Consider the following 23465-nt stretch of genomic DNA (forward strand, 5'->3'; position numbering starts at 1 on the left):
TAACAGAAAATAAATATGTACTTTTTATAATTCTTTATTTGAAAAAGGTGGCTGATAATTATGTGTCCGAACCGACTAAAAGAAAATGGATTCAGAGAACTGGAAGCATTCATAAATTCACTGGATACAAAGGAGGGAGCATTAATCACAGTTTTACACAGAGCTCAGGAAATCTTTGGTTACCTCCCCAAGGAAGTACAGGAATTCATAGCTGATAAACTTAATGAACCCCTTGCCAGTGTTTATGGCGTTGTTAGTTTTTATACTTTTTTTACTATGATTCCCAAAGGAGATATTGCGATATCTGTCTGTATGGGGACAGCCTGTTTTGTCAGAGGTGCTGAAAAAGTCCTTGATGAATTCCAGAGCAGGCTTGGAATAAAAGCTGGGGAAACCTCTCCCGACGGAAAATTTTCTCTGGATGTTCTGCGTTGTATAGGTGCCTGCGGAATTGCTCCTGTAGTATTGGTAAACGGTAAAGTATACAAGAAAGTAGAAGCAGGAGAAGTAAAAAATATTGTAAGCGAATATATGTGAAGGGAGTGAAGTGTATGCCCCGTGATGAACTCATTGAAAGACTCGAAGATATGAGGAGCAGTATTTCCAAGGAAAGAAATTACAAAAAGCAGGTACTTGTCTGCTGTGGAGTAAACTGCCTCACTTCAGGAAACGACATAATTCTGGAAAAATTCCAGAGCAGAATAAAAGAAATGAATCTGGACAGTGAAATTAACGTGACCAAAACAGGCTGTTTCGGATTTTGTGCCAGAGGCCCTATTGTAGAAATCCTTCCGGACAAAATCTTTTATACTGAAATAACACTGGACGATGTTGATAAAATTATAGATAAACACCTCTTAAAGAATCAGGAAATCGAAGAACTTTTATACACCAATCCACTCACCAAAGAAAAAATTGGCAAACCAAAACACATGGACTTTTACAAAAAACAAAAAAAAATCGCACTTAGAAACTGCGGTATTATTAATCCTGAAAGCATTGATGACTATGTTTTGGCAGATGGTTACACTGCATTAGACAAAGCTCTGAAAATGACTCCTGAAGAAGTCGTGGAAATTGTGAAGAATTCAGGACTAAGAGGGCGCGGAGGTGCCGGCTTTCCCACAGGAAAAAAATGGGAAATAGCTCTTCATAATGAAGCTCCAGAAAAATATGTAGTCTGTAATGCTGATGAAGGTGATCCCGGTGCATTTATGGACAGGTCTATTCTTGAAGACGATCCTCACTCAATAGTGGAAGCTATGGCTATCTGCGGTTATGCCATAGGTGCTGAATATGGTCTTGTATATATCAGGGCAGAATATCCAAATGCTATGAAAGTGATTGCTAAAGCTATAAAAGATGCAAGAAGCCATGGATTTCTCGGAAAAAATATTTATAATACTAACTTTAGTTTTGATATTCAGCTCAAATACGGTGCAGGTGCTTTTGTCTGCGGTGAAGAAACTGCTCTTATCCGTTCTATGATGGGAAAAAGAGGTGAACCTGTGAACAAACCTCCGTTCCCCGCAGAGAGAGGTTACAAAAATTCTCCTACCAATGTCAATAATGTAGAGACTTTGGCTAATATCCCCGTTATTATAAAAAGGGGAGCCGAATGGTTCAGATCTTTTGGTACTGAAAATTCACCTGGAACAAAAGTATTTGCCCTTGCGGGAAAAATCAACAATACCGGTCTTATAGAAGTTCCTATGGGAACTACATTAAGAGAAATTATATACGAAATAGGCGGAGGCATTAAAAACGGAAAAAGATTCAAAGCCGTGCAGACAGGAGGTCCGTCAGGGGGATGTCTTACTATTGATGATCTTGACACTTCTATAGATTTCGACAGTCTTACGGCTAAAGGTTCTATGATGGGTTCCGGAGGTATGATTATCATGGATGAAGATAACTGTATGCCTGCCATGGCAAAATTTTATCTGGATTTTACAGTTGATGAATCCTGTGGAAAATGTACTCCGTGCAGAATAGGAAATAAAAGGCTTCTTGAAATATTAAAAAGAATAACAAGCGGTGAAGGAACTGAAGATGACCTGTATACACTGAAAGAGCTTTCACTTATTATAAAAGATTCTGCTTTATGCGGCCTTGGGCAGACAGCGCCGAATCCTGTGCTTTCCACCCTTGATAAATTCTGGGATGAATATATTGCCCATGTAAGAGATAAAAAATGCCCTTCCGGACAATGCAGGGCTTTAATAAAATATGTAATTAATAATAAGTGTATAGGATGTACACTGTGTGCAAGAATCTGTCCGGAATCCTGCATTACAGGAAGCCCGAAACAAAGACATTATATAGATACCGAAAAATGCATTAAGTGCGGTTCTTGTTATGAAGCATGTAAATTTCACGCAATTGACAGAGTCTAACTCTGAGATGGACTTGATTTTACATTATTAACAGAACCACTAAAAAGGAGGATATTTATGAAACATGATTTAATCACTCTGACTATAGATCACAAAACTGTGGAAGTACCGGAAGGTACTACTATACTTGCAGCAGCCAAAAGTGTCGGTATCAGTATTCCTACTCTCTGTTACCTGAATCTTGCAGACTTTGGCTGTGTAAATACCCCGTCTTCATGCAGGATGTGCCTTGTAGAAGTAGAAGGCAGAAGAAATCTCGCCCCTGCATGTGTTACTACTGTTACGGACAAAATGGTAATCAGCACTAATTCCGTGAGAGCATTAAAAACCAGAAAGACTATGCTGGAGCTGCTTCTTTCAGACCATCCCAAAGAATGCCTCACATGCCAGAAATCCGGAAACTGTGAATTACAGAATCTTGCTGACAGATTTTCTATAAGGGATATAAAGCTGAAAGGTGAGCAATCTACTTACAGGCTTGATATATCCAAGTCTCTTATACGTGACATGGACAAATGTATAATGTGCCGCCGTTGTGAGACAATGTGTAATGAAGTCCAGACTGTAGGAGTCTTATCAGCAATTAACAGGGGCTTTGAATCTGTTATTGCCACTGCTATGGAAATCAATCTAAACGACTCTGTATGTACATACTGCGGTCAATGTGCTGCTGTGTGTCCTACAGGAGCTTTAGTGGAAAATGACTCTACATGGGATGTTGTCACAGCTTTGGGAGACCCTGAAAAAACAGTAATTGTTCAAACAGCTCCTTCTGTAAGAGCGGCTCTGGGAGAAGAATTCGGATTAGAGCCCGGTACGCTTGTTACGGGAAAAATGGTAGCAGCTCTTCGAAATCTTGGTTTTGATAAAGTATTTGATACCGACTTCGGTGCTGATCTTACTATTATGGAAGAAGCTTCCGAATTTTTAGACAGATTAACACGTCATCTTGCAGGTGACACCAGTGTAAAGCTCCCCATTCTTACTTCCTGCTGTCCTGCATGGGTAAACTTCTTTGAACACAATTTCAGCGATCTTTTGGATGTTCCTTCTACTTCAAAGTCTCCTATGCAGATGTTCAGTGCTGTTGTAAAAAATGTCTATGCTCAGGAGCTTGGCGTTGACAGAAAAAATCTTGTTGTTGTTTCGGTTATGCCTTGCCTTGCCAAAAAATATGAAGCAAGCAGGGATGAATTTTCAATAGGAAATGATTATGATACTGATATTGTTCTTTCTACAAGAGAACTTGCCAAATTAATAAAGCAGTATAATATAGAATTCAGTCTGCTGGAAGATGAAGAATTTGACAATCCCCTTGGCGAATCAACTGGTGCAGGTGTTATTTTCGGAAGAACAGGCGGAGTTATTGAAGCAGCTCTGAGAACAGCTGCTGACTGGTACACTAAAGAATACCTGAAAGATATTGATTATACTCAGGTCAGAGGATTCGAAGGAGTACGGAGTGCTGATGTAAAAATCGGAGATCTGGATCTGAAAATAGGTATAGCCCATGGCCTTGGAGATGCAAGAAAACTTCTTGAAGAAGTGAGAGCTGGTAAATCTGTATATCATGCTATAGAAATAATGGCATGTAAAGGCGGATGTATCGGAGGCGGCGGTCAACCTTACCACCATGGAAATACTGCTATCTTAAAGAAAAGAACCGAAGCACTTAAAATAGAAGATGAGTCTAAAAAAATAAGAAAATCTCATGAAAATCCTTTTATTATAAAACTATACAAAGAATACTTCGGTGAACCGCTCAGCCACAGATCCCATGAATTACTGCATACAAGATATTTTAAAAAACATAAGATATAAATACAAAACAGCTGTCTTTTTAGCGGCTGTTTTCTATATATACCATGATTTTCAGTTTAAATTCTGTATTCACTAAAAATATCAGAATATTATAAAAAGAGGCCTGGCAGCATTAGTACCAGCCTCTCTAGATGTAAACTTAGGAGATAAGGTTCTTTGCAGCTGTTTCGGAATCCTTATATTAATTCCAAAACATTCTGTTTCGAACCAGCTTTCTTTCCATTTACTAGCAGTATAATGTTTATTTCTTTTGAAAACTTTTTTACTAAAAACTCCTGGATTTGTGTAAAATTAAAATATTATACTGCTCCTATATATCATATAATTTCAATGTGAAAATAATGTGAATAAATAAAAATTTATTTTATATTTAACAGTCCGCATTATTATTTATATATTTATCAAAAAATCTTATATCTACCTGTATCCCATAAAAAAAGAACTGTCTCAAAATAATTCTTTCATTTCAATAATCTTATATCAAAATCTATTTTGAAGCAATTCTTTATATATTATTTTTTTTCATTTGATTTTATAACTCTGAATATTTGTTCAGCTGTTTTTTCCACTAATCTCTGTGCATTTTTTGTGTCCATTGCCTCATTAAGAGTCATCGGCGAATCTATTATTGAAAAAGCTGCTGTAATTCCACATTCATATATATTCCCGATCTCGTCATCAACGCTTCCGCCGATTGCTATAACGGGAATTCCATACTTTTTCGCCAGCTTTGCCACACCGGAAGGTGTTTTTCCCATTGCTGTCTGAAAATCTATTCTTCCTTCTCCTGTAATAACATAGTCCGAACCTTTTATACTTTTTTCCAGTTCTATTTTCTCAGTTATAATATCTATTCCCGGTTTTAATTCCGAATTGAAAAAAGCCATAAATGCACCTCCGAGCCCGCCTGCTGCCCCTGCTCCCGAAATATTGGAAATATCAGTTTTTTTTATGTTTTTTATTACATTTGAAAAATTTTCCATACCTTTATCAAGTATTTTTATCATCTCTTCAGTAGCGCCTTTTTGTTTTCCATACACATAGGCGGCACCATTAGATCCGTAAAAAGGGTTATCCACATCACATGCTATCAAAAATTTTGCCTCGGATACTTCTTTCATTACTTTATTATCTCTAAAGCTTTTTATCTTCAGGAGATTTTCTCCGTTTGGATTTAACTCATCCCCGTTTTCATCCAGAAATATATATCCAAGAGCTGAAAGCATTCCTATTCCTGCATCATTGGTAGCACTTCCGCCTATTCCTATTATAAACTCACGGCATCCTTTTTCAAGAGCATCTTTTATCAATTCCCCTGTTCCGAATGTAGTGGCTTTCATAGGATCACGTTCGTCTGAATCAAGGAGGGGCAGACCGCTTGCTGCTGCCATTTCTATTACAGCTGTTTTCCCGTCTCCGGAAATACCGTAAAATGAATCTACATCACGCATTAATGGGTCTTTTACCTTTATATTGACCATTTTTCCGTCCAAGTTATCTATCAGCGCTTTTACTGTACCTTCTCCACCGTCTGCAAGAGGGATTTTTAGGAATTCGGCATCTTTATATACCTTTTTTACACCTTTTTCAAAAGCTTCTGACACTTCCAACGATGTCATACTGCCTTTAAATGAATCTATTGCTGCTACTACTTTCACTTTTTACTCCTCCTTATTGGAATATAATATTCTTAATTTATAAGCTAAATTTCTTATTTTGTCAATTTAATTCTGTATTTTTGCTATAATAGAATCATTAATTTCAATTAGGAGCAGAAATTTTACATATTTTCTTTAACTTCATTTATTGAACTTTCTACATGTCTTATAGAAAAGATTTTTGCCGTCTCAATGTCATTCTCTCTTATAGCATTAAGAATTTTTATATGCTCTTCGAGTCTTTCCTGATTTTCGCTGTTTCCTCTTTCGATATTTCTTCGTCCGTGAATTTTCAGCAATTGCGATATTATGTCATACAGTCTTGTCATTAGTTCATTATCAGTACATTCTGCAATTTTCTTATGGAATTCCATATCCCATTCATAAAATTCCTTGTTTAAATCCTTATATTCCATCATCTTTTCTACTATTGGTATAAGTTCCGCTGTTAAAATACTGCAATTATTCGCCATCGCCACACTCACTGCCAATGGATCCAGAGCTTTCCTCACTTCCAGTATTTCCAGATATCCGTCCAAATTAAGTGAAATATTCGGTATGATATCATTAAAATAAATATTAGGTGTAAGATTATTTACGTAAGTCCCCCCACCTTGTGTTCTTGAGAGTATATTCAAAGCAACAAACTTTTTTATTGCTTCTCTCACCACTGAACGGCTAACGCCCAGCTCTTTGGAAAGAGATATTTCCGGCGTTATTTTGTCACCGACATCCCATTCGCCCGTTAAAATTTTTTCCTGTACATAGTTAAATACTTTTCCAACCTTATCATCCATAGTTTTTCTCCCTTAAGTTTAAATAAATTATAGTTCCGGATTTTAAAATATCTAAGTAAAAAATTTTCCTAATACAAAATGACCTGATAACCCTAAATTTTAAAATAAGATCACCATAGATTTAACATAATTAAAAAATTACGCTCTATTGTCAAATATATCTAGTTAAATTTTTTATGTTATGTAATCACCTCCTTGTTTAATTCCTTGTTATCTTAAAAAATTTATTAACTATTGACATGTTTTTCTAAAACAGTTTTTTATTTTGGGATGAGATTTTTTTATTATAATTTCGTCTATTTACATATATAATCATAGTATAAACATATATTATTATATTGTCAATAGAAATTTGCCATATGTTTCTGATAAAAGTTATATCTGTTCAATTTTCAATTTTCCTTTGTAATGATTCCACTAAAATTGTTTACATATTTCATTGTTTTTTTATAAAAACTAACAATAAAATTATATTTTCTCAGTTTTTATCATATGGCCTTTTCTATTATTTTCAAGCCCGGACTTTGTCTGCTTAAAACCCATCCAGTGTATAATGATTACACAGCTGCTGCTTTATAACATATCTTCGGTTTTATATTACAGATACTTATCTTCTTTCATGAGATAATTCTGTACATAATCCTTTATCCCCTCTTCCAAAGATGTAAATCCTGCATTGTATCCGGCTTTTTTCAGTTTTTCCATCTTTGCTTCTGTAAAATACTGATATTTTCCTCTTAAATCTTCAGGCATATCTACGAATTTTATTCCGTTGATATCCCCGTTCATTGATTCCACGGTTAATTTTGCCAGTTCGTAAAAAGCTCTTGCTCCGCCTGTTCCCAGATTATATACCCCGTTAGGTGCTCCTTCTTCTTTCATAAGGAAATACATTACGTTTGTAACATCTTTTATATATACAAAGTCTCTAAGCTGATACCCGTCCTTATATCCTTCTTTATGTGACTTAAAAAGTTTTACGCCTTTTTCTGCATTATATTGGTTAAATGCGTGAAAAACCATACTCGCCATTCTCCCCTTATGATATTCCTGAGGTCCGTATACATTAAAGAATTTCAATCCGAACCATTTTTTCGGAGTTTTCTTCTGCTTTAATGCCCACACATCAAAAATCTTTTTTGAATAACCGTATTTATTCAGAGGTCTTAATGTAGTATGACCTTCGAGATCTATTTCATCATCATATCCAAGCTCGCCGTCTCCATATGTAGCAGCACTGCTTGCATATACGAAAACCGCATCTTTTTTTATTGCATAATCCCAAAGCTTTTTAGTATACTCATAATTGTTGTCCATAAGGAAATCCATATCTTTTTCAGTTGTTGCCGAACATGCTCCCATGTGGATAATTGCCGTTATTTTTTCATCTGTTGTTTCCAGATAATTAAATAATTCATCTTTATCTACCCAGTCGTAATATTTTCTCTTAGCGAGGTTCAGCCATTTATCTTCTGTTCTGAGTTTATCAGAAACTATTATATCTTCCATTCCCATTGTATTCAGCTGCCATACAAAAGCACTTCCTATAAATCCTGCAGCTCCTGTCACTATTATCATTCTTATACCTCCCCGGCAAATATTTTGGCTAATCTTTCCAGTGCTTCATTTATATCACTATATTCAAGTATTTTTATCTTATGGTTTCCTCTGATCATTGCGGATAATTGCTTCTCCGAACTTTGGTCATAAAGACATATTATATTCTTATCCATTGCATCGGCATAACCTATTTCATATCCCACTCCTATAGAAAGTATTGATACTTCGGCTACCATTACGTCACTTTCTCTCAGCCAGTTTATATCCTGCTCATAAATCTCCCTGTCTGTCTGATGATACACGAATTTTTCTTCATCAGGCTCTGATATATGCTCTGTAAGAACCTTTCCGTATTCTTTTAATCTTCCTATTATCATCTCAAATTCTTTTCTTTTTTCTCTTCCGCCTCTTACTGAGCCTGCAAAATATATTTTCATATTCTATTACACCTTCCCGTTTCCATACATTTAGTTAAAAAGGAAGATTTGAAACTCTTCCCTTGGCATATGATCCTTAGTTTGATTCAAAATATTAATGTTTATTTTTTTGTTCATAAAGCTCATCCCAGATGTAAAAAAGTTCTTTTGGTGCGTAATTATCTCCTATATCCACGCCTTTTCTGTTTTCACCGTGAAAATCCGATCCCGCACTTTTTATAAGAGAAAATTTTTCTGATGTTTTTTCAAAGTATTTTATATCCTCTTCTGAAAATAACGAGTAGTATGTTTCTATTCCGTCCAGTCCGTTATCTTTCATATCTTTTACCAGCTGGACAAAAGCATCTTCATCCAGTCCTATAAGCTTCGGGTGGGCTAAAAACGCCAACCCTCTGCTCTTTTTTATTATTTCAATTCCGTCAAAAGGATTCATGTTCGATTTTGGAACATAGGCAAGGCCGTTTGAGCCGAGATATTTTTCGAATGCTTCTTTTACATCAGCCACATATCCCTTTGCTATCAAAGCCCTTGCAAGATGTGTCCTGCTTATAATCTCCCCTTCTGCCTCACGGAATGTATCTTCTTTTGTAATTTCTATCCCATGGTCATTCAGTATCTTTATGGCTTTTTCATTTCTGTTGATTCTTGCCTGTTTCATTTCTTTGGAAAATCTTATCAGGTTTTCATCGTTTTCATCTACGAAGTAGCCGAGTATATGTACTTCTTTCCCCATGTATTCCGTGGATATTTCTATCCCGCTTATGAATTTTATGTTATTTTCCATGCATTCTTTTCTAGCCTCGCCAAGCCCTTCCACAGTGTCATGATCAGTAAGCGACAATATTTTTATGCCCTTTTCCACAGCTCTTTTTACTAATTCGGGGACAGTGAAAGTTCCGTCTGAATACAGCGAATGCATATGGAGATCAGTCATTGTTATTACCTTCTTCCTTTATGATTCTGTCTTTCCAGTTCTCTTCTTTTCTTTCTCGAAACATTAAGCATTTCACTTTCAGCCTTTTCAAGTGCATCTCCCACTTCTTCGGCTTCTTCTATCTCCTGATGTACAGACTCTAATCCCTGTGCTCTTTCCTCCGCTTCCATCTCTTCTTCAGTTTTGAATCTCAGCTTCATCAGGAATGAGCTTACTTCTCTCTTTATACCGTCTATCATTTCATTATAAAGATCAGTACTGATTATTTTATATTCATTAATCGGATTCTTTTGCCCGTATGATCTCAGATATATTCCTTCTCTCAGTTCTGTAAGGTTTTTCAGATTTTCTCTCCATCTCTGATCCAGTACTTCCAGCATTATGTATCTTTCTACATCTCTGAACTGTTCAGAACCAATTTCTCTCTCTTTATTATTATATCTGTCAAGAAGATCCTGAATAATTTCAGCTTTCATTTTATTTCTTTCCATATCAAGGTACAGTTCAGGTACATGATAGTTATAGCTGTCTCTAAGATTATCCACCAGATAATCAAAATTCCAGTCATCTCTTGAGTCTCCTGAAAGTGCATTATCTATGAAGTCCTCTACAGTTTCTTTCATCATGGAAATAATCAGGTCTTTCAGATCCTCATTTCTCAGAACAAGGTCTCTTTGTGCATATACTACTTCTCTTTGTTTATTATTAATATCATCATATTCAAGCAGATTTTTTCTTATTGAAAAGTTTCTGCTTTCTACTCTTTTTTGTGCTCCTTCTACTGCTCTTGTGATGAATTTATTTCTTATTTCCTCGTGTTCTTCTACTTTTAACGAAGCCATCATGTTTTGCAGTCTGTCTCCGCCGAACAGTCTCATTAGATCATCTTCAAGTGACAGATAAAATTCAGATGCTCCCGGATCTCCCTGACGTCCTGCCCGTCCTCTAAGCTGGTTATCTATACGTCTGCTTTCATGTCTTTCTGTTCCTAATATAAATAGTCCCCCTGCTGCTACGACTTTTTCCTTGTTTTCCTCACATTCTCCCTGATACTGATCTACCAGTTCTCTGAATTCAGGAGTTCCTCTGTCTGTAGTTTTTAATGCAAGAGATTCCGGATCTCCTCCCAGTTTTATATCCGTTCCTCTTCCTGCCATATTTGTTGCTATTGTTACTGCTTTATATCTACCTGCCTGTGCTATTATTTCCGCTTCTCTTGTATGCTGCTTGGCATTCAGGACATCATGCGGGATTCTTGCTTTTTTCAGCAGTTTTGACAGATCTTCGGAGTTCTGTATCGAAGCTGTTCCCACCAGTATCGGCTGTCCGTTCTCGTAAAGTTCTTTTATTTTTTCTACTATTGCATCGTATTTTGCTCTTTTTGTAATGTAAATAACATCAGAAAAATCTTTTCTTATAACAGGTTTATTCGTAGGTATTGCTACAACACCCAGTTTATATATCTGCTTAAATTCATCTTCCTCAGTTTTTGCCGTACCCGTCATTCCTGACAGTTTCTCATACATTCTGAAGTAATTTTGAAGTGTAATTGTGGCAAGTGTCTGGTTTTCCCCTGCTACTTCCAGATTTTCCTTTGCTTCAATTGCCTGGTGAAGACCGTCTGAATATCTTCTTCCTTCCATTAGTCTTCCTGTGAATTCATCTACTATTATTACTTCGTCATCTTCATTTATTATATAATCCCTGTCCAGTTTGAACAGTTCCTTAGCTTTCAGTGCCTGAGCCAAAAAGTGCGTAAGCTCTACGTGTTCAGGTGAGTAAAGGTTTTCTATATTAAGTATTCTTTCTACGTTTTTTATACCTTTCTCAGTCATTGTTACATTGTGCTGTTTCTCGTCTACTTCATAATCTTCGTAATCTTCCTCAGGTATAACAGTATTTTTCTTATCTTTTATTTTTTCTGTTTTCACACTTCTTTTCAGCTGTAATACTACTTTGGCAAAAACATTATACCAGTGTGTAGTTTCTTCAGCTGCTCCTGAAATTATCAGAGGGGTTCTTGCCTCATCTATCAGAATCGAATCTATTTCATCGACTATTGCATAGTGATGTACTCTTTGTACTTTTTCTTTGATATTATGAACCATATTATCCCTTAAATAATCAAAACCAAATTCATTATTCGTACCATAAGTAATATCAGATGCATATGATCTTTTTCTGTCTTCGTTTGATATACCGTTTACTATTACACCTACAGACAGTCCCAGAAAATTATAAAGGGGTCTCATTATTTCCATATCCCGCTGTGCAAGATAGTCATTTACAGTTATTATATGCACACCCTTGCTTGTAAGTGCGTTAAGATAAATAGCAAGTGTCGCCATCAGGGTTTTTCCTTCCCCGGTTTTCATTTCTGCTATTCTTCCGCTGTGAAGAATCATTCCACCAATAAGCTGTACATCATAATGACGCATTCTAAGTACTCTTTTTGCACCTTCTCTTGCCACGGCAAACGCTTCCGGCAGTATATCATCAAGGTCTTCTCCGCCTTCAAATCTTATTTTGAATTCTTCTGTTTTTCCTTTTAGTTCAAAATCTGTAAGCTTTTCTATTTTTGGTTCGAGGGCATTTATCGCCTCTACTTTTTTCATTAATTTTTTTACTTCTCTCTCGTCAGAAGTCCCGAATATTTTGTTTGCGACTGCGTTTAACATCTCTTCTCCTTTAGGTTTTATTTTTTTAGTAATTATTATACAACAAAATAAAGGAGTCTCTATTCCAAACTTCTTTCCATCACTTCCTGAAGCTTTTTATTTTTTATGTCTTCATTCTTATTTATATATATTAATTTTTCAGTCTCTTTTTTTGAACTTATAAAATAATCCCTGAAATCTACAGGTTTTATACTGACTTCTGCATAATAATCGTCATGCAGGTCTTTCAGGTCGTCTATGCTAAGATTGTCTTTCTTTATATCTTTTATCTTAAGTATAAGTCTTTTCAGCTCTTCCTCATTTAAACCCGATATAAACTCCAGCTTTTCCCTATGTATAATTAAACCCTGACTTTTTCCAGCATAATTATTCGTGTAGCTCAAAAGGAACAACACTAATGATGCCAAAAACAAGGCTTTCTTACTTTTCATGTTTTACCTCTTTTTTCTTTATTAATTGCTCAAAATCAGGCAATATGCACCAATGCTAAAACATATGCCCCTTATCTCTTTACTAAAACATAAGTCTGCAGCTGAGACAAGGTATTACTATTTTATCATTTATTAATAAATTTGTATAGTTAAATAGTGAAATTATTATGATTTTCAAAGAAAAAACTATATTTTTTTAATAACAAACAATATTTAATAAAATATTCTGATAATTTAACAATTACTCCTTTTACATTATTTAGTAAAATGTTTTTATAAATTTGTTTTAATTTTTCTGCATAATATTTAATTTCGAACTTCTTATTATTTGGCTGTCCTTATCCTACAAGAATAAATACCGTTAGTATTATAAAATAAAAAATATCAATAATTATAGTGAATTTCATACTTTTCTTTTTTATAAAAAGAAATTTTATAATCAGCACCAAAAGTGATATTCCTGTTAAAAAAACCGCTATCTTTGTATTTATTCTTTCCATACCATAGACAGCTATAAATATCAGTGCAAAAAACATATAAAAACCCACTGTTGCTGTACTTAGTAAAAAATCAAATATTTTCGCAAATGGTTTTCCGTCATTCGTTTTGTACATAAAATATTTTACAATATATAATAAAAAAAATATTCCTATAATCCTTATCATTTTAATTTTAACCTCTTTCTTTATAAAATAAAAGCTTATGTTCATTTTATCATATAATATCAGTAATATAAAAGAAATTTCCGGCAGCAAAAAATTTTATGATATAATAAATTAAAAAGATTATCTTCTCCATTTCCAAGTAAATTATCATTGACTTTCCCCTAACTGGAAAGTGTATAATCTAATCATAACCCGGGAAAATAAATTAAGGAGGTTCTAATTTGCTGCCTATAGGTATTTTTTCAAAATTCAGCAATGTAACTACTAAAACATTAAGATATTATGATGAAATCGGTTTATTGAAACCTGTATATATCAACGATGAAAACGGATATCGGTATTATAAGGCTGAGCAGCTCGTAACTGTACTGCTGATCAAAAAATTAAAATTATATGGTTTTTCACTGGAAGAAATTTCCAAAACATTGATAAATTCTGGTGATAATACTCTTTTCCTTTTATATATGAGAAAAAAACAGGAGGAAATGAGGAAAAAATTAAAAGATTATACAGCTATCCTTGCCAGTCTGGACAAGGATATCCAAAATCTGGAAAGGGGAATAAATATTATGGCATATTTAGATGATATTCAGGTAAATCTCGTCGAAACCCAGCCTAAAAATATTATTTTTATAAGAGAAAAAATAAATGTAAGTGATTACGGGAAATATTTAGGGAAACTTTATGAAACAATTATGGCAGAGAAATATAAAATAACCGGTGTTCCTTTATCTATATTTCACGACAGAGAATTTAACCCGGAAAATTATGATATAGAAATAGCAGTTCCTGTAGAAGAAGAAACAGAAAAAACCCGTGAGCTTTCAGGTGGTTTATGTGCAACAGCACTTTTCAAAGGACCATATTCTGAACTCACTTCTGTTTACACCAAGCTAAATCAATGGATAGAAAATGAAGGATATAAAATTATAAACGCTCCTTATGAATTATATCTTACAAATCCCGGAACCACAGCACCGGAAAATTATATGACAGAAATATACTGTCCTGTGGAAAAAATAACTTAATTTTCACCAAATCAAAAGGGCAGTTTTTAGCTGCCCTTTTTATCAAATCTTATTTTTCAAAACTTACAAAGCCCATATAAAGTATGGAATCATTTCCATTGCACTTTCCTCTGTCTTTGCAGTAAATACATTCTGAGATATCATAGAACTGTTATCTGTGGCAGTTCCGCTGTTTACAGCTGCTTTAGCATATGGGTGCAATGCGACTTTCTTATCTTTTATCACACCTGCTATTTCAAATATTAAGCCTGCCGCACAGTGTCCTGCTAGTTTTTTGTTCAGTTCATTGAATTTTGCTATTATCTCAAACATATCTTTATATTCAGTCTCTTCTTTATGCTTTGCAAATTCCTTGATTGCATCTCCGCATGCGAATACCACTCCGTCATACTCTGTTTCGTGTCCTTTCAGATCACCGATTACTCCGTCTAATTCTAAAGCCAGTCCCGAATTAGTCTTTACATTTTTTGTACTGTTCACGGCAAATGTCTTATACTCCACACCATTTTCAAAAAATGCTTCCAGATATGCGAATAATCCATAACCATTTACGGGATTCGGAACTAGTACTGCTACTTTTTTTCCCATTACAAAACCTCCTGACCATATTTTTATCTATATAAATCTGCTTCTTTTTACAGCAGTATATTCTGCCTGCCGCAGCTTTATATCTTTTTTTATCACTGTTATTTTTTAATAAAGTTTTACTACTTCGCTGAAGTCCAGAAATTTTCTGTCTCCAGGAGTTTCATCAGCAAGTCCGAAAGGCATTTGTGCTCTTAATCTCCATGTAGAAGGTACATTCCATTCCTGCTTTACAGATGCATCAATCAGCGGGTTATAGTGCTGTAATGATGCTGCAAGTCCTTCTGTATGTAACAGCATCCATACTGCATACTGTAACATTCCGTTTGCCTGCTCAGCCCATACAGGAAAGTTATCCGCATATAACGAGAAGTTATCCTGCATATTTTTTGTTGTAGTGTCTTCTTCAAAAAACATTACTGTACCAAATCCTGAGGCAAAACCGTTTAATTTATCTTCTGTCGGCTTAAAATCCTGACCTTCGGGCAATGTTTTCTTTACTTCTGCTTTAGCTATATCCCAAAGTTTTTTATTTTCATCTCCAGTTACTACGATCATTCTTGCACTCTGCATACCAAATGCAGAAGGCGTATAAAGTGCCACTTTTAAAATTTCTTCAATTTTTTCCTTTGTCAAATTTTCAGGTTTTTTCAAATTTCTGATTGATCTACGTTCCTTAATTGCATCTGCAATACTTTTAGAATTCATTGACATTCTAAATCACTCCCTTAATTAAGTTTTATTTTAAAAGTTACAAACATTTTATAACATGTCCAGAATATCTTTTATGGTTACTTCTTTAAGAACCTGTTCCATTGCTTCCTGAGCTTTTGAAAGAAATATTTCCAGTACCCCCTGTATTTTTGCACCTACAGGGCATTCTGCATTGGCATTCTCATGAATACTGAACAGTTCACCAGCAGAAACTACATCTCCGGCCTTGTATACATCATATAAAGATATTTCTTTGGGTGCTTTCAAAAGATGTGCACCGCCTGTACCGCTTTTCACGTCTATTAATCCCGCTTCTTTTAGTTTCCCCATAATTCTTCTTATGACCACAGGATTGGTATTTACGCTGCCGGCAATAAACTCAGAAGTAAATATTTTGTCTTTTCCGCATTCCAGCAGCACTAATATGTGAATTGCCACGCTAAATCTACTGCTTATTTTCATTTTTACCACCTCTGATGTAACTATTATAGTTACATCTAATAAAAAAGTCAAGTTATTTTTTTATATACAAATAAATTATACTGTATTTCAATTATAAAATTCTATTCAAACATAAGAAAATACTTGCTTAACACTTTATTTGAAACTACAAATTCAAATAAAAATATTTATATATATTTAAAAAATTTAAATTTTTCTGTTTCAAAAAGAAAAGCCGGATCAAATAATCCGGCTCTCTCTATATTAATTTTGTGAGTAATCAAGTGATGCCAATCTCTTATAGTAATTCCATCTGTCTTGAGCATTTCTCTTATTTTGTGCAAATAATTCTTTTGCTCTTTCAGGGAATTCTCCTGCAAGAATTGTATATCTTCTTTCTCTTTTCAAGTAATCCTCGAATTTATCCCAGTCAGGATCTTTACAATCTATTTGTAATGGATTCTTACCTTGTTCAGTTAATCTTGGATCAAATCTGAAAATTGGCCAGTATCCTGCTTCAGTAGCTAATTTTTCCTCAGTCTGAGATTTTCCCATACCTTCTTTGATTCCGTGTGCTATACATGGTGAGTATGCTATTACAATTGATGGTCCTGGATAAGCTTCAGCTTCTTTGAATGCTTTTAGTGTCTGGTTCTGGTTTGCACCCATAGATATCTGAGCTACGTAGATATTTCCGTAAGTCATAGAAATAGCTGCCAGGTCTTTTTTCTTAGTTGGTTTTCCAGAAGCTGCGAATTTCTCCACAGATGCTGCCGGTGATGATTTAGATGCCTGTCCTCCAGTGTTTGAGTAAAGCTCTGTATCTAATACAAGAACATTTACGTTTTCTCCAGATGCAAGTACGTGGTCAAGACCTCCATAACCTATATCATATGCCCATCCGTCTCCTCCGAATATCCATTGTGATTTCTTAACAAGATATTGTTTTAGAGAAAGGATTTCTTTTGCTCCCTGTCCGCTTTCTTTTTCTAATAAAGAAACTATTTTATTTCTTAATTCTTTTGTTTTATCTCCGTCTTGCTTATTCTCGATCCATTCTTTGTATAATCCTTGTAATTCAGGAGATACTTCGTTCATAGTATTATTCATTATTACTTCAATTCTGTTTCTAAGAGTTTCTACTCCTAAGAACATACCGAATCCGTACTCAGCATTGTCTTCAAATAATGAAGATGCCCAAGCTGGTCCTTCTCCGTCAGCATTTGTAGTATAAGGTGTTGCTGGTGCAGATCCTCCGTAAATAGAAGAACATCCTGTAGCATTGGCTACCATCATTCTGTCACCAAATAACTGTGTAACTAATTTTACATATGGAGTTTCCCCACATCCTGCACATGCTCCTGAGAATTCAAATAACGGCTGTGCAAACTGAGAAGATTTTACATTGTCTTTCCCCATAATGTGGTCTTTGTAGCTTACTTTATCAAATAAGTATTCTGCATTTTCTTTTTCGCCTTTATCTATTTGTGATTCGATAGGCTCCATTTTTATAGCTTTTCCTTTTGGTGCAGGACATACGTTTACGCATGATCCGCATCCTGTACAGTCTAGCGGTGAAACCTGTATTTTGTACTGTAGTCCTTCAAGACCTTTACCCATAGCTTTTATAGTAGTTAATCCTTCTGGTGCAGCTGCAAGCTCCTCTTCATTAATTAAGAAAGGTCTTATTACTGCGTGAGGACAAACAAAAGCACACTGGTTACACTGTATACAATTTTCAGGTACCCATTCAGGAACATTTACTGCTATTCCTCTTTTTTCATATGCAGTAGTTCCGTTTTCAAATGTTCCGTCTTCATATCCTAAGAATGCTGATACTGGTAAGTCATCACCTTTTACTGCATTGATAGGTTCTGCTATTCTTTTTACGAATTCTGGTTTTCCGCTGTCTACTATTTCTTTATCAACAGGAAGATTTGACCATGCAGGATCTACTGTTACTTCTACAAGTCCGTCTGTTCCTTTGTCTACAGCTGCCCAGTTCATTTTTACTATATCCTGTCCTTTTGCACCATATGTTTTTTCGATGTATTCCTTCATGTATGTTTTAGCTTCGTCATAAGGTATTACATTAGTCAGTTTGAAGAATGCAGACTGCATAATTGTATTTGTTCTTGTTCCCAATCCTACTTCTTCAGCTAAAGCTGTTGCATTTATGATATAAAATTTTGCTTTTCTGTCAGCAAGTAATTTTTTAGTTTCATTTGGCAGGTGCTCTACTACTTTATCTGCTTCCCAGATACTGTTTAGTAAGAAAGCTCCTCCTTCTTTAAGACCTGTTAACATGTCATATTTTCCTAAGTATGCAGGAACCGAACATGCTACGAAGTTTGCTTTTGTAACTAAGTATGTAGATCTAATAGGATCTTTACTGAATCTAAGGTGAGATCTTGTTACTCCTCCTGATTTCTTAGAGTCATATGCAAAGTACCCTTGTGAGTATAATGGTGTTTTATCCCCGATGATTTTGATTGAGTTTTTGTTAGCTCCTACTGTACCATCTGATCCCAGTCCGAAGAATAAACACTCTGTTACATCTGCATTTCCTGTGAAAACAGGTTCAGCAAGCGGTAATGATGTGAATGTAACATCATCTATTATTCCTATAGTAAACTGATCTTTTGGTTCAGGCTGCTTTAAGTTATTGTAAACTGATACTATCTGTTCAGGTGTAGTATCTTTTGAAGATAATCCATATCTTCCTCCTACTATGATCGGAGCATTTTCTTTTCCGTAGTAGATAGATTTTACATCAAGATATAAAGGTTCTCCTGTAGCTCCAGGTTCTTTAGTTCTATCTAATATTCCCACTCTTTTTACACTTTTAGGCATTGCTTCAAAGAAGTATTTTTCAGAGAATGGTCTGTATAAGTGAACACTTAGTAATCCTACTTTTTCACCTTTTGATACTAAAAGATCAACTGTTTCTTTTATAGCTTCTGTTACTGATCCCATTGCTATTATTACATATTCCGCATTTGGGTCTCCGTAATAAACAAATGGTGCATATTCTCTTCCAGTTACTTTTGAGATTTCCTTTAAATAGTGATTCATAATGTCAGGTACTGCATCATAGAATTTATTTTGTACTTCTCTTGTCTGGAAATATATATCATCATTTTCAGCAGTTCCTCTTGTTACCGGATGCTCAGGATTTAATGCATTTTCTCTGAATCTTGTTACTGCTTCCATGTCAATTAAGTCTTCATATACTTTATAATCCATTACTTCTACTTTTTGTATTTCGTGTGAAGTTCTGAATCCGTCGAAGAAGTGTAAAACTGGAACTCTTGATTTTATTGCTGCTAAGTGTGCAACACCAGCTAAATCCATTACTTGCTGAACTGAACCAGTTGCCAGCATAGTCCATCCGGCTTGTCTTGCAGAGTAAATATCAGAATGATCTCCAAAGATTGACAAAGCCTGAGCTGATAGTGCTCTAGCACTTACATGCATTACTCCAGGTAGTAATTCCCCGGCTATTTTATACATATTAGGTATTTTTAATAATAAACCCTGTGATGCTGTATAAGTAGTCGTTAAAGCTCCTGATTGCAGTGATCCATGTACAGTTCCTGCTGCCCCTCCCTCTGATTGCATTTCCGCCATTTTAACCGGTACACCGAACAGATTTTTTTTACCGTATGCTGCCCATTCATCTGTGTATTCAGCCATTGGTGAAGATGGTGTTATTGGATAAATTCCGGCAACTTCTGTAAATGCATAACTTGCATATGCTGCTGCTTGGTTTCCATCCATAGTTTTCATTACTTTAGCCATTTCTTTTCCTCCCTAGATTTATATATAAAAATTATTATTACGTTCATAAAAATCATACTACTAATTTTGCTGTTTAGTCAAGCAGATTTTTTGTTCAAAGCCCCTGTTTTGAATACTTTGAACCGTATATATTTTGAACTTCAAAGTATTATTTTTCTAAAAGCTAGATATTTAGAGCCGCCTGTAAAATCGACCTTGTTAATTTCTTAACTTTATTTCTGACTTTCATAATTATACTTTTTTTTTATAAATAAACCCAAATGTATTTATTTGATTTATGTTTCAAAATTTAGCATAAGTCCTGTATATAATTAATGATATTTAAAATCCGAAACATCAGAATTCTTACCTAAAATTCTCTATGTCAGGGGATTTATATTTTCATCTGTTTTATCAGACCTAAAATACTAAATTCACAAAGAACAATCGATATAATATTTTTCACATCAATTAATTAATTGTATAATATTTCGCAAGAAATTTCAACTTAAATTTGTATGTGAAAGTGTTTTCATTTTTACTTTCATTTTTTAAAAATATTTTTTAATGAAATTCACAATAAGGAATTTATCTTGCACGCATTTTTCTGATTTCACAAATTATTGTATTCTTATTTTAAACTTATATTTACCTTAGATAATATTGACATTTAGGCACTTATAATTTAAACTTATTGTACAATATGCATAATGGAGTTCTGCTCCAAAAAGTATACAGGTAATATAACGGAGGTATTTTATATGTATTTTAAAAAGTCACTTTTAGCAGTGGTATGTGCTTTATTCTTATTCAGCTGCTCTAATTCGAAAGCAGACAGCCAGACCACAATGACTTCTTCCAGTCCTGCAGCATCTAAAAATGCTATTGAGACACAGAATGAATTTGTGAATGTTTCTAATAAGCTTAAGGATTCTGTAGTAAACATAAGAACTAAAAAAACTGTTTACGTGAATTATTACAATCCTATTGAACAGTTTTTATACGGAAGATCGGAACCCAGAACTGAAAAGAAGGAATCTGGCTCGCTTGGTTCAGGATTTATAATTACTAATGACGGTTATGTTATGACAAATAACCATGTTGTTAACGGAGCCGATGAAATTTTTGTAAAATTTTCTGATGGAAGAGAACTAGAGGCGAAGCTTGTAGGCAATGATCCTGAAGTTGATATAGCAATACTGAAAATACAGTCTAAAGAGACATTTAAGCCTGTGGAATTCGGTAATTCAGATGGTATAAACGTTGGTCAATGGGCTATTGCTTTTGGAAATCCTCTTGGCTTAAATGATACAATGACTGTTGGTATAGTAAGTGCAAAAGGAAGAAGCTCATTAGGAATTGAGAAAATAGAGAACTTTATACAGACAGATGCTGCGATAAATCAGGGAAACAGCGGCGGTCCGCTTGTTGATATAAGCGGAAAAGTAATAGGTATTAACACTGCAATTTATTCTCCGTCAGGAGGAAGTATAGGAATAGGATTCGCAATTCCGGCAAATCTTGCTGTAAACATCAAAGATTCTATTATCAGAACAGGTAAAGTGGAACGTGCATTCTTAGGTACAGAACTGCAGGATCTCACTCCGCAGCTGGTTAAACAGTTTAACCTCAGCACTTCAAACGGAATTCTTGTAACAAATGTATCTGAAGGTTCGCCAGCAGAAAAAGCTGGTTTGAAATCAGGAGATGTTATTACACAGATAGATAATTCAAAAGTTAACAGTGCAAGCCAGCTTGTAGCACAAATAGCCTCTTTGAGAATCGGGAGTAATATTTCCATCACTTATATAAGAGACGGAAAAACTTACAAAGCAAATACAGTATTGACAAAAAGAGCTGATACACCGGTTTCTCAGGCATCATTTTCAGGTTTATCATTAAAAACACTTACTAAACAAGATATTCAAAAATACGGATATCCTGCTAATATGACAGGACTTCTTGTTTCAGGTGTTGTTGGTAATACAGAAGCTGCACAGATAGGCATACAGCCGGGAATGATAGTAAGAAGCATAAACAGAGTCCCTGTTAATACAGTGGAAGAGTTCAAAAAAGTGTATGACAGTGTCCAAAAAGGAGCAAGTATGCTGATTTTAATAGCCACTCCTAACGGTTCGCAATACATTACATTAAGTAAGTAAATCATATACAGCGGGTTTTTTTTACCCGCTTTTTTATTTCCTTATTTTCAAGTGTATTTTCCGTGAAAATTCACCGTATTTATGGTATAATTTTAAAAGATATTATTATAATTAAGGAGTTATGATGTACGATATAGCAATAATAGGTCTGGGACCTGCCGGTTCCACACTGGCAAGGATGCTTGATAAGAATCTCAAAGTAATTGCCATAGACAAAAAAACAGAAGAAGAAAATAAAGGGTTTCAAAAACCGTGCGGCGGACTTCTTTCCCCTGATGCACAAAAAATGCTTATACAGTTTAACCTTACCCTCCCTGTAAATATTCTGTCAAACCCTCAGATTTTCGGAGTAAAAACTATAGATGCTGGTTCAAACCTGCTGCGTAATTACCAGAGAACATATGTTAACGTAGACCGTCATAAATTTGATCTGTGGCTGCAGTCACTGATCCCGGATAATATAGAAGTAAAAAATCATTCTTTCTGTAAAAGTATAAAGAAAACTGAAAATGGTTATCTTGTCACTTTTGTAGAAAATGAAAAGGAAAATACCATATCTGCAAAGTATATTGTAGGTGCTGACGGAGCTAATTCCATTGTAAGAAATACTGTTTACGGGAAAAATAAAATACCGCAGTATACATCTATTCAGCAATGGTTTAAGGATATAAATCCTAATCCTTTTTACTCATGTATATTTGATGAAGACACACTGAAAACATGTGCATGGAGTATATCTAAAGATGGTTATTTTATATTCGGCGGTGCATTTACCATGGAAAAATCAAGAGAAAATTTTGAAAAATTAAAGGAGAAACTAAAAAAGTTTGGTTTCAATTTTGGTGATGTGTTGAAAACCGAGGCGTGTCTTGTTTTAGCACCTAATAAATTTTCAAATTTCTGCTGTGGAAAAAACGGTTCTTTTCTTATAGGTGAAGCTGCGGGGTTTATCAGTCCCAGCTCATACGAAGGGATAAGTTATGCCTTTGACAGTGCATACATATTGAGCAGAATTTTTAATTCAAAAATTAGTAATCCAAATCAAAAATATAAATCGAAAACATTGAAAATACGTTTGAAAGTTTTCAGCAAAATTATAAAAGCCAAAATTTTATATAACCCTTTTCTTAGAAAAATGATTATGAAAAGCGGAATCAGCAACATTTCAGTAATTGATGAAAATAAATAAAATTTCAGACTGCCCTTTTAAGGGTAGTTTTTTTATCTGGAAATTCTAAGGAACCGGACACACAACTGACATATTCATTGTATATAATAAATATAACCAGAAAATACACTATATTTAGACCAGTTATAAAATGTCAAGGAAAAAAAGAAGAATTTTTAAATAAAAAAATGAGTATCACAAAATAGACAG

General features: G+C 34.7%; 18 protein-coding genes. 6 read left to right on the plus strand and 12 right to left on the minus strand.

The window, feature by feature from the left end; all coding sequences use genetic code 11:
- Window positions 1-60 precede the first annotated feature (60 nt).
- From NK213_RS07835 to NK213_RS07845, 3 genes are read left to right on the plus strand one after another with little or no spacing between them, the layout of a single operon-like run.
- Window positions 61-537, plus strand: coding sequence for an NAD(P)H-dependent oxidoreductase subunit E (locus NK213_RS07835; RefSeq protein ID WP_253348355.1), 477 nt, complete (start codon window positions 61-63; stop codon window positions 535-537).
- 50 nt (window positions 538-587) lie between these two features.
- Complete coding sequence (locus tag NK213_RS07840) at window positions 588-2396, plus strand: NADH-ubiquinone oxidoreductase-F iron-sulfur binding region domain-containing protein (protein WP_371926397.1); 1809 nt, start codon at window positions 588-590, stop codon at window positions 2394-2396.
- 57 nt (window positions 2397-2453) lie between these two features.
- Entirely contained in the window at window positions 2454-4217 is a 1764-nt protein-coding gene (locus tag NK213_RS07845; protein WP_253348357.1) for an NADH-dependent [FeFe] hydrogenase, group A6, read from the plus strand.
- A gap of 512 nt (window positions 4218-4729) precedes the next feature.
- Here the strand turns inward: NK213_RS07845 and NK213_RS07850 are convergent.
- The 8 genes from NK213_RS07850 to NK213_RS07885 all read right to left on the minus strand — a co-directional run bounded on the left by NK213_RS07850 (window position 4730) and on the right by NK213_RS07885 (window position 13377).
- The gene (locus NK213_RS07850) at window positions 4730-5875 is read right to left on the minus strand and encodes a glycerate kinase (protein ID WP_253348358.1); all 1146 of its coding nucleotides are present in this window, start codon (window positions 5873-5875) and stop codon (window positions 4730-4732) included.
- A gap of 122 nt (window positions 5876-5997) precedes the next feature.
- Window positions 5998-6672, minus strand: a complete 675-nt coding sequence (locus NK213_RS07855; RefSeq protein WP_253348359.1) for a FadR/GntR family transcriptional regulator — start codon at window positions 6670-6672, stop codon at window positions 5998-6000.
- 597 nt (window positions 6673-7269) lie between these two features.
- Window positions 7270-8250, minus strand: a complete 981-nt coding sequence (rfaD, locus tag NK213_RS07860) for an ADP-glyceromanno-heptose 6-epimerase (protein ID WP_253348360.1) — start codon at window positions 8248-8250, stop codon at window positions 7270-7272.
- Between the two features lie 2 nt (window positions 8251-8252).
- The gene (locus tag NK213_RS07865; protein ID WP_253348361.1) at window positions 8253-8669 is read right to left on the minus strand and encodes a nucleoside 2-deoxyribosyltransferase; all 417 of its coding nucleotides are present in this window, start codon (window positions 8667-8669) and stop codon (window positions 8253-8255) included.
- A gap of 94 nt (window positions 8670-8763) precedes the next feature.
- Window positions 8764-9603, minus strand: a complete 840-nt coding sequence (locus NK213_RS07870) for a PHP domain-containing protein (RefSeq protein ID WP_253348362.1) — start codon at window positions 9601-9603, stop codon at window positions 8764-8766.
- 5 nt (window positions 9604-9608) lie between these two features.
- Window positions 9609-12281 carry a preprotein translocase subunit SecA gene (secA, locus tag NK213_RS07875; protein ID WP_253348363.1) on the minus strand — a complete coding sequence of 891 codons (2673 nt, stop codon included), beginning with the start codon at window positions 12279-12281 and terminating at the stop codon, window positions 9609-9611.
- A gap of 59 nt (window positions 12282-12340) precedes the next feature.
- The gene (locus NK213_RS07880; RefSeq protein ID WP_253348364.1) at window positions 12341-12712 is read right to left on the minus strand and encodes a hypothetical protein; all 372 of its coding nucleotides are present in this window, start codon (window positions 12710-12712) and stop codon (window positions 12341-12343) included.
- A 338-nt stretch (window positions 12713-13050) separates the two neighbouring features.
- Complete coding sequence (locus NK213_RS07885; protein WP_253348365.1) at window positions 13051-13377, minus strand: hypothetical protein; 327 nt, start codon at window positions 13375-13377, stop codon at window positions 13051-13053.
- Between the two features lie 221 nt (window positions 13378-13598).
- On the opposite strand from NK213_RS07885, the gene NK213_RS07890 reads away from it, so the two are divergent.
- Window positions 13599-14405 carry a MerR family transcriptional regulator gene (locus tag NK213_RS07890; RefSeq protein WP_253348366.1) on the plus strand — a complete coding sequence of 269 codons (807 nt, stop codon included), beginning with the start codon at window positions 13599-13601 and terminating at the stop codon, window positions 14403-14405.
- A 63-nt stretch (window positions 14406-14468) separates the two neighbouring features.
- Here NK213_RS07890 and NK213_RS07895 read toward each other — a convergent pair whose 3' ends face one another.
- From NK213_RS07895 to nifJ, 4 genes are all read right to left on the minus strand, one after another.
- Window positions 14469-14993: a DJ-1/PfpI family protein gene (locus NK213_RS07895; RefSeq protein ID WP_253348367.1), complete on the minus strand. Its 525-nt coding sequence runs from the start codon at window positions 14991-14993 to the stop codon at window positions 14469-14471.
- Between the two features lie 105 nt (window positions 14994-15098).
- Window positions 15099-15704 (minus strand): nitroreductase family protein, encoded by a 606-nt coding sequence (locus NK213_RS07900; RefSeq protein ID WP_253348368.1) that lies wholly within the window; start codon window positions 15702-15704, stop codon window positions 15099-15101.
- Between the two features lie 48 nt (window positions 15705-15752).
- Complete coding sequence (locus tag NK213_RS07905) at window positions 15753-16166, minus strand: Rrf2 family transcriptional regulator (RefSeq protein ID WP_253348369.1); 414 nt, start codon at window positions 16164-16166, stop codon at window positions 15753-15755.
- Between the two features lie 243 nt (window positions 16167-16409).
- On the minus strand, window positions 16410-19946 hold the full coding sequence (gene nifJ, locus NK213_RS07910; RefSeq protein ID WP_253348370.1) for a pyruvate:ferredoxin (flavodoxin) oxidoreductase: 3537 nt from the start codon (window positions 19944-19946) through the stop codon (window positions 16410-16412).
- 740 nt (window positions 19947-20686) lie between these two features.
- Here nifJ and NK213_RS07915 point away from each other — a divergent pair.
- Entirely contained in the window at window positions 20687-22087 is a 1401-nt protein-coding gene (locus tag NK213_RS07915) for a Do family serine endopeptidase (RefSeq protein WP_253348371.1), read from the plus strand.
- A 124-nt stretch (window positions 22088-22211) separates the two neighbouring features.
- Window positions 22212-23276 carry an FAD-binding protein gene (locus tag NK213_RS07920; RefSeq protein ID WP_253348372.1) on the plus strand — a complete coding sequence of 355 codons (1065 nt, stop codon included), beginning with the start codon at window positions 22212-22214 and terminating at the stop codon, window positions 23274-23276.
- The last annotated feature ends 189 nt before the right edge of the window (window positions 23277-23465 follow it).

The sequence above is a fragment of the Sebaldella sp. S0638 genome (genome assembly GCF_024158605.1).
GTDB lineage: Bacteria > Fusobacteriota > Fusobacteriia > Fusobacteriales > Leptotrichiaceae > Sebaldella.